Source organism: Aeromonas sp. QDB25 (assembly GCF_027707725.1).
Lineage (GTDB): Bacteria > Pseudomonadota > Gammaproteobacteria > Enterobacterales > Aeromonadaceae > Aeromonas > Aeromonas caviae.
Genome location: NZ_JAPCIZ010000234.1, coordinates 1 through 712, shown reverse-complemented (window position 1 = coordinate 712; position 712 = coordinate 1). Strand labels below are relative to the sequence as shown.

1 protein-coding gene is annotated in these 712 nt (G+C 58.3%); it reads left to right on the top strand.

Annotated elements, in window-relative coordinates; all coding sequences use genetic code 11:
• The coding region (locus PG883_RS23665; protein ID WP_270808502.1) for an IS256 family transposase at positions 1-712 on the top strand (712 nt) is incomplete at both ends.

The window sequence follows — 712 nt, the reverse complement described above, 5'->3', positions numbered from 1 at the left end:
ACCAGAAACACGCCCCACAAGGCCGTGGCACCGGCAATAATCGCAATGGCTATTCCACCAAACGCCTCAAAGGGCAGCACGGAGAGGTCACCATCCAGGCGCCTCGTGACCGCAACAGCTCCTTCGAGCCTCAGTTCGTCCGCAAGGGCCAGTCCCGCCTGACCCAGATGGACGACCAGATCCTCGCCCTCTACGCCAAGGGCTTGAGCACGCGGGATATCGTTGACGCATTCAAAGAGATGTATGACGCCGACATCTCGGCGGGGCTGGTATCGAAGGTGACCGAACGTGTCATCGAGCAGGTCCACGAATGGCAAAACCGGCCGCTGGATCCGCTCTATCCCATCGTTTATCTGGACTGCATTGTGCTGAAGATCCGCGCGAACCAGAGGGTGATCAACAAGTCGCTCTATCTGGCACTGGGCATCAATATGGAGGGGCACAAGGAGCTGCTGGGCCTGTGGCTGGCCGAGACCGAAGGGGCAAAGTTCTGGCTGTCGGTCCTGACCGAGCTGAAGAATCGCGGCTTGGAAGACATCCTGATTGCGTGTGTGGACGGTCTCAAGGGCTTCCCTGATGCGATTGCAGTGGAGTATCCCCAAACCAAGGTCCAACTGTGTATCGTCCACATGGTGCGCAACTCGTTGCGCTATGTCTCCTGGAAGGACTACAAGGCGGTGACGGCGGATCTGAAGCAGATCTACCACTCTGC